This is a genomic window from Chitinispirillales bacterium (genome assembly GCA_031254455.1).
GTDB lineage: Bacteria > Fibrobacterota > Chitinivibrionia > Chitinivibrionales > Chitinivibrionaceae > WRFX01.
In genome coordinates, this window is sequence record JAIRUI010000014.1 from 1 (window position 1) to 7849 (window position 7849).

Annotated in this window: 5 protein-coding genes and 1 tRNA gene; 4 read left to right on the forward strand and 2 right to left on the reverse strand. The window is 37.5% G+C overall.

The window, feature by feature from the left end; all coding sequences use genetic code 11:
* Positions 1 to 120: 120 nt before the first annotated feature.
* Both LBH98_00855 and LBH98_00860 read right to left on the reverse strand, forming a co-directional pair.
* Positions 121 to 193: transfer RNA gene (locus LBH98_00855), tRNA-Ala, on the reverse strand.
* 145 nt (positions 194 to 338) lie between these two features.
* Positions 339 to 1502 (reverse strand): methyl-accepting chemotaxis protein, encoded by a 1164-nt coding sequence (locus LBH98_00860; GenBank protein ID MDR0303313.1) that lies wholly within the window; start codon positions 1500 to 1502, stop codon positions 339 to 341.
* A 517-nt stretch (positions 1503 to 2019) separates the two neighbouring features.
* Between LBH98_00860 and mutS the strand changes: the two genes are divergently transcribed.
* From mutS to LBH98_00880, 4 genes are all read left to right on the forward strand, one after another.
* Positions 2020 to 4641, forward strand: a complete 2622-nt coding sequence (mutS, locus tag LBH98_00865; protein ID MDR0303314.1) for a DNA mismatch repair protein MutS — start codon at positions 2020 to 2022, stop codon at positions 4639 to 4641.
* Between the two features lie 52 nt (positions 4642 to 4693).
* Complete coding sequence (locus LBH98_00870; protein MDR0303315.1) at positions 4694 to 5956, forward strand: diaminopimelate decarboxylase; 1263 nt, start codon at positions 4694 to 4696, stop codon at positions 5954 to 5956.
* 16 nt (positions 5957 to 5972) lie between these two features.
* On the forward strand, positions 5973 to 6980 hold the full coding sequence (locus LBH98_00875) for a DUF2225 domain-containing protein (GenBank protein ID MDR0303316.1): 1008 nt from the start codon (positions 5973 to 5975) through the stop codon (positions 6978 to 6980).
* Between the two features lie 357 nt (positions 6981 to 7337).
* The coding region (locus tag LBH98_00880) for a hypothetical protein (GenBank protein ID MDR0303317.1) at positions 7338 to 7849 on the forward strand (512 nt) is incomplete at its 3' end.

A 7849-nucleotide genomic window follows, 5' to 3' on the forward strand; every position in this document is an offset into this window, starting at 1 on the left:
CGACGGATGATGCCAAGGCATCCCCCGTATACCCTTTATATCTTATTGTATCTTTCCATACAACTCTATTCAATATGTACTCTATATACAATATCTGTCTTGTCAAAGAACTTATTACGGTGGAGATTACAGGATTCGAACCTGCGACATTCACACTGCCAGCGTGACGCTCTCCCAACTGAGCTAAATCCCCGTTTTCACCGCCGTTAGCTTTCAATTTTTTGTAATTTTAAAGTTAACGGATAACGAATATAATTTATTACATAAAGCGATGTCAAGGAAAATCTACATTTTTCTATAAAATTAAGATACCGTCTGTTCGCCGAACGCAATATTTTTTAATTTGTATCGCTTTCTTTTAGCAAAAGAGCCATTTCTTCCGCTTTTTTGTTAATATCCGCAATGGAATTCTTTTGTGTTTTGGAAATTTCAGCAATTCCGCTAATAAAATTATTGCTTGTATTTATTCCCGAAACAATTTCCGCAAGAGAATCGGCGGCGTCTTTAACCATTTGCATTCCATAATCCGCTTTAGTTATTGAATTGTTTACCAACGACTTTGTATCGTTTACCGATTTCGCACTTTGGCTGGCAAGATTTTTTACTTCTTTGGCGACGACCGCAAATCCCTTTCCGGCTTCTCCGGCTCGCGCCGCCTCAATTGAAGCGTTTATAGCCAAGATATTAGTACGCGAAGCGATATCGCTTATAGTTTTCGTCACATTCACAATGTCACGGCTCGCATTGTTGATTTCGGTCATAGCCTGCGTCATTTTCTCCATATATTGAGAACATTTTTCCGCATTCTCTCTAATTGAGCTAATCATTTTCACCGTTTGAGAAGTAGTTTTTACATTTTCATCGGCGCTATTTGTGACGTCGGATGAAATGCTTACAAAGTTTCTGTTCATACCCCCGATATTTTCAATCAAAACCGCTTGCTGTTTTTGAATTTTTTTCAAATCGGTTATATCCTGCACAACTTCAATATGTCCTGTTATATTTCCGTATCCGTCGTATAAATAACGCACTTCTACCTTAAAATCCGAACCAAATTGTTCAAAGAACGTGTGGTTTTCACCCCGTCTCAAACATTCAATCCCGCAGTTTGAAGTTTCACAAATGGCGGCGCCCCAATTGCTGCATTGTTTACCTATAACATCTTTACGTTTTACTTTCTGCAAATCTTCAACGACTTTGTTTATAAACGTCCAATTCATATTTTTGTCTGTTATGGACAAAGGAAACGGAAGCGCGTCAAGTATACTTTCGTACCAATGAATTTTATTACAAATCCAAAGCGCCATTAAAATACATACGACTGTTCCCAAAATCATTAAACACGCTGCAAACAAAATAAAAATCGTTTCATCGGCGGCAGCATTAACCTTATGCCGAATAACAATTCCTCCAAGCGCATCAATAAACAAAGCGCAAACGATGAAAACAACCGTAAGCGTTTTAGTGAATTTGTTTTCTGTTAAAAATTTGAACCACTGCATAAAAACCCCCTATAGTTTTCACATAAATTTTATGTGAATTCGTTGAAATAATAATAAAAACGTCTTTTGTTTGACAGCTGTTAAATTCGATAATGCCTTTGAATCGCCGAAGCGTTATCATAACAAGCAAAATTATAGCAACTGTCTTTAACATATTCAAACTTATTTTTCACAAGCGGGGGGCAAGAAAGAAACAAGAAACAATCTGTTTTCCTTGGAGAATTTATCCTTAGCAAACTGAATTTTTTTGGCAGAGAGAAGAATACATTTAACGGTATTTTTTGAAATATTTTACACATTTTTTTGCTCGCAGTTTTCAATTTTTTCATTCTTTTCATAGTTTTCCCATACGATCAACACCGCTCTATAAAAATATTATTTTGTTTTAACGTTTTAACGAAATTTTGTCAATTTTTGTTAAATTTAATATCAAAAAATTATTACAGATTATTTATTATAGCATTTTATCGTCTCCAAAACGTATTTTTTATAAATCTTTTTGCAAAAGAGTGGGAAAATGACAAAATCTACTACCAAAAAAGAACCACCGATGATGGCTCAATATTACAGAATTAAAATGGAATACCCTAATACTATTCTTCTTTACAGGATGGGGGATTTTTATGAAACATTTGAAGAAGACGCAAAAATTACCGCAAAAATTTTAGGATTAACTTTAACAAAACGAAATCACGGGGGCATTGAAGAAACACCGCTGGCCGGCTTCCCTTATCATGCGATAGACAAATACGCGCACAAACTCGTTAAAGCAGGATATAGAGTCGCTGTTTGCGAACAAATAGAAAACCCTAAAGCCGCAAAAGGCATAGTTAAACGCGACGTAGTAGAAGTAATAAGTTCGGGAACGGGTATCGACGACAGTTTTTTGGAAGAAAAATCCGATAATAATATAATTTGTGTCTGCGAATACGAAGGAGAAATCGGATACGCGATATGTGACGTTTCAACCGGTAATTTCAGTACAAGCGTTTCAAACATTAATGAGATTCCGCAAAAAATATCACGATTTCAACCGAATGAAATTTTACTTTCCGACAAAGAAAACAATCAAATAACGACGATATTGAAAAATAATTTTCCAGAAATTCCCGTTTCGTTTGAAAACGACGACTTGTTTATGTTAAAATCAAGTCGAGAAGAAATTTGCACGCATTTTAACGCTGTTTCGGTAAATTCTTTGGGACTTGAACAAAAAAATTCTGCGGTGATTTCGTCCGCGGTTTTACTGCAATACGTAAAAAAACTTAAAAAGAACAATTGCGGGCATATTTCGTCCATAAAAATTGACTATGCCGAAAAAAACGCTTATCTTGATATAGCGACGATAAGAAATTTAGAATTATTGAAACCTATACATACCGACGAAACCGGCGGAACATTGGTTTCGGTTTTAGACAACACGTCAACTTCAATCGGTTCACGACTTCTTAAACGGTGGATCGTAACCCCCCTTGCAGACAAACAGGAAATAAACGACCGCTTGGACGCGGTGGAATATTTTTGTAAAGAGATTGAAGCCAGGACTTCGCTTCAAGATATTCTCAGACAAATTATCGACCTTGAAAGAATTATCGGAAGAGTTTCGCTTCAAAGAGTAAATCCGCGGGAATTAGACGGTTTAAAAAATTCTATAACGCTTTTCCCTAAAATCGCCCGTTTGATAGGAAACAATCCTTTGCCCGTAATATCGTCAGTCGTGCAAAAAATCAACGGATTTGAAGAACTTTCTCAAAAAATCGCCGAAACAATAGTAGATAATCCGCCGCTGTCAATCGGCGACGGAAACTTAATTCGCTCCGGATTAAACGCAGAACTGGACAATTTGCGAAATCTTCAGCGCGATACAAAATCGTTTATTGCAAAATTACAGGAAGAAGAACGGCAAAACACCGGTATTGATAACCTGAAAGTCGCGTTCAACAACGTTTTCGGGTATTTTTTTGAAGTATCAAAATCACAATTAAACAAGGTTCCGAATTATTTTATAAGAAAACAAACTATAGCCAACGGAGAAAGGTATATAACGCCGCAATTAAAAGAATTTGAAGAACGGGTACTCGGCGCGGAAGAAAAAATCGCAAATTTGGAAAACAATATTTTTGCGGAATTAAAAACTTTTGTAGCGTCATATTGCGTGAAAATTCAAGAAGCCGCGCAAAACATTGCGATTTTAGACGTACTTTGCAATTTTGGCGTAATCGCCTCACAAAATAATTATTGCCGCCCGATTTTAAGTGAAAATTCGGACATGTTGATAACAGAAGGAAGACATCCGGTCGTGGAAATTATGACGAGCGAACAGTTTGTCCCCAACGACACTGTCTTAAATTCAAAAAAGCAAGTTTTAATAATTACCGGACCTAATATGGCGGGAAAATCGACTTACTTGAGACAAAACGCGCTGATTGCCCTGATGGCGCAAATAGGCTCGTTTGTTCCCGCAAAGCGGGCGCAAATAGGGATCGTCGATAAATTTTTTACAAGAATTGGGGCGTCTGACCGTCTTGCAAGAGGACAATCAACATTTTTAGTGGAAATGATCGAGGTCGCAAATATTTTGAACAACGCAAGCGAAAAATCTTTGGTACTGCTTGACGAAGTAGGACGCGGCACTTCGACTTTCGACGGATTAAGTATCGCTTGGGCTACGGCGGAATATCTGCACAACAACACACAGACAAGTACGCGCACGTTTTTTGCGACGCATTATCACGAACTTACGGAATTGGCTTCTATTTGCGAGCGTATGGAAAACGTTCATATTTCCGTAAAAGAATATAAAGGAAATATAATCTTTCTGCGAAAAATTTCTCAAGGAGAAAGTCCGCATTCTTACGGAATAAAAATCGCGCAGCTCGCAGGAGTTCCGCAAAAAGTGGTTCAAAGAGCGGCGCAAATCCTAAAAACGCTTGAAGGACGCGAAGAAAAACAGGGGCTTGACAAAAAAATCTCAGAAATAAAATTGCAAAATAATCCTCAATCGCTTCCTATGCAAATAAGCATTTTTGAAACGACTCCGCAAAATCCAGTTGTCGATATAATACAAAAAACCGACATTGAAAACATTACTCCGATAGAAGCGTTAAAAATTTTTGCCGAGTTAAAAAAGATGTGTTAATAAGTTTCGGCGATTATTATTTTACATTGTCGGTTTTAGTGAAAGATAAAATATGACGAAAAAAACTATTCCTTTTTCAAAAGGACAAATTGACGATTTGAATAAAAAAGAGCAAACCCCGTTCTATATATACGAAGAAAACGGAATTGTCGAAAATTTGAAAAACTTCAAAAACGCATTTTCTTGGATTGATTTCAAAGAATTTTTTGCGGTGAAAGCGACGCCGAACCCCTACATCCTCAAACTCCTGAAGAATTATGATATAGGCGCGGATTGTTCTTCGATGGCGGAATTGGTTTTGGCGCAAAAGTCGGGCGTTTCCGGTGAAAATATAATTTTCACCTCAAACAATACGCCCGCAGACGAATTTAAAAAAGCGTCGCAATTAGGGGCTATAATAAATTTTGACGATATTTCGCACATAAAATTTTACGAACAAAACGCTGGGAAACTTCCCGAACGAGTATCGTTTCGTTACAATCCTGGTAACTTAAAATCCGGAAATTCAATTATAGGCGATCCGATTAGCGCAAAGTACGGATTTACGAAAAAACAATTATTCGACGGTTACGAATACTGCAAAAACGCGGGGGTAAAGAAATTCGGATTACACGCGATGGTCGCATCAAACGAATTGAACGCGGATTATTTTGTGGAAACGGCGAAAATTCTCTTTGAAGAAGTTTTGGAAATTTCAAAAAAGATTAAAATTTCGTTTGAATTTGTAAATTTCGGCGGAGGAATAGGAATTCCCTATCATCCCGAACAAAAATCGGTAGATTTACAAAAAATCGGAGACGAAACAAAAAAATTATACGAAAAAATAATCATTGCGAACGGACTTTCTCCGCTCAAAATTTTTATGGAATGCGGACGAATGATAACCGGTCCGTTTGGATATTTGGTGAGCAAGGTTTTACACAAAAAATCGACATATAAAGAATTTATAGGACTTGACGCTTGTATGGCAAATCTTATGCGCCCCGCTTTATACGGCGCATATCATCATATTTCTATTCTTGGAAAAGAAAATTTTCCGAATGAAATTATCGCCGACATTACCGGTTCGCTTTGCGAAAACAACGATAAATTCGCTATCGATAGAAAATTGCCGAAAGTTGAAATCGGCGATATTTTTGTGATTCATGACGCGGGCGCACACGGACATTCCATGGGGTTTAATTACAACGGAAAATTGCGTTGCGCCGAATTTTTGATGAGAGAAAACGGCGATTTTTTGAAAATAAGACGGGCGGAAACAATAGAAGATTTGTTTGCGACGCTTGACTTTGAGAATCTTGAAACATTTAAGTAAAATAAAGGAGAAAACTATGGCTAACAGATTCGTTGTCGAGAAATTAAAATCACTTTTGGGAAGCGATGATTTAGTAAGCATGTATTTGGACAAATACGGAGAACTTGTAAATTTATCTTATGTTGATCAGTTAAAAGAGCAAATAAAAAAACAACAAACTACCGCAACCAGTAAAAAAAATCCAGAAAATAAAATCGGAGACGATCCGGTTTTTGAAATCAACGTACATTGTCCCGCCTGCTATAAGCAAAACGTCGTATGTTATAATCTGCGGGCTAAAAGTCAACTTATAACGGAAAGTATTTTTCTTGTTCCGCAATACGCCGGATTCGGAGAGTACTTTGTCGAGAATTTTAACCTTTTGCAAACGACCGTCTGTCCGGAATGCTTATTCGCTTCGCCCGATCCCAAGGACTGGACGAAAGTAAATTCCATAACCGGCGTCGAAACCTTAAGCCAGTTGGTTGCGAACGGAAAATTAATGCAGGAATTGAGAAATCAGGAATTGACGCGTAAAAACGCGTTTCCCGCCGCAAAAGCGGATATAAATTATTTTACGAGACCGCGAACGGCTGAAAAGGCGATTGAGTCGATAAAATTGTCGATTATGCGGGCGGAATTAGAAATGAAATCTTTTTTACCGTCGGTTTACTATAAAATAGGCTCATATAATTTAAAAATCGCCGATATAGAAAAAAAGAGTTTTAAAGATTATAAAGGATCGCTTTCAACCGCAGAAAAATATTTTTCCATAGCGGTAGAAAAATCGGATTGCCAAACGATAAATTCCGAAATGGAATCAATTTATCAAGTCGTTGCGCTTAACATATTCTTGGGTAACCTTGACAAAGCGGCGGCGTTCTTCAAAATTATAAAAGACGTTCTAAAACAAAAAGAGCTCGCCGTAAGAGAAAACCCCATTCCCGAAGCAAAAAGAGAATTAGGCGACGTAAATAAGTGGGAAAAAAGAGTGGGCATACTTTGGGAATATCGTGCCGACAAAAGTTTTTGGGCAAACGCTTAAACAATATTCTTTTCGTTTTCGGCTTTACAAAACTAAAAACATTATTAAGACGATGAAGAGAATGGGATTTGACAAATTTTTCTCAAGAAAATGGCAAATTGCGGATATCTGATTATCGCCGAAGTAAAAGGAAATAACGGGAAGACGTATAAATACTCGACGAAGTTGGGAGTAAGACGGTAACGTGATGGTTGAATTGCTTCGCTATGCTCGCAATGACGGTAGCGGTTAGCTTGCAATGACGGGACATATTAAATAAAAGGGGCTGGAGAGATTCCGTTCCCTTTTTGTTTTGATCCACTTTTTTGTGCAGCGAATAGTATATTTGTTTACAACATATTAAAGTAGGAGAAAATTATGGAGGAGTGGAGAGAGCGGTTAGACAGAATTGAAGCGTTAATGAATGAAAACGCGAAAGGTTTTGTTGAGTTGAGAAAACAACAAGAAGAAAACGCGAAAGGTTTTGCAGAGTTGAGAAAATTTTTAGACGAAGTGGGAGAACGTATCGACAAGACCAACGAAATTGTTAACGGTACAAGCGAAAGCAACGGAAAGTTTAGCGAAGCGTATTTTTACAATTCGCTTTTTAACTCAATGCGTTTCGGCGGCAAGGATTTTGACGAAATAGAAAAAGGTATGAAGAGAACGAAAAAATTGCCCAATGGAGAGAAATTGAAAGGGGAATACGACGTAGTAATGTATAACGGCGATACTGTCGCTCTTATCGAGATAAAATATAAGGTGCGCAAAAAAGACCTTGAAACGCTGGCGGGTACGCAGATAAATGTTTTCAGACAGTTATTCCCGCAATATGTCAAACATAAGTTTTATTTGGGAATAGCGGGAATGTCGTTTGAAGATAATACGGA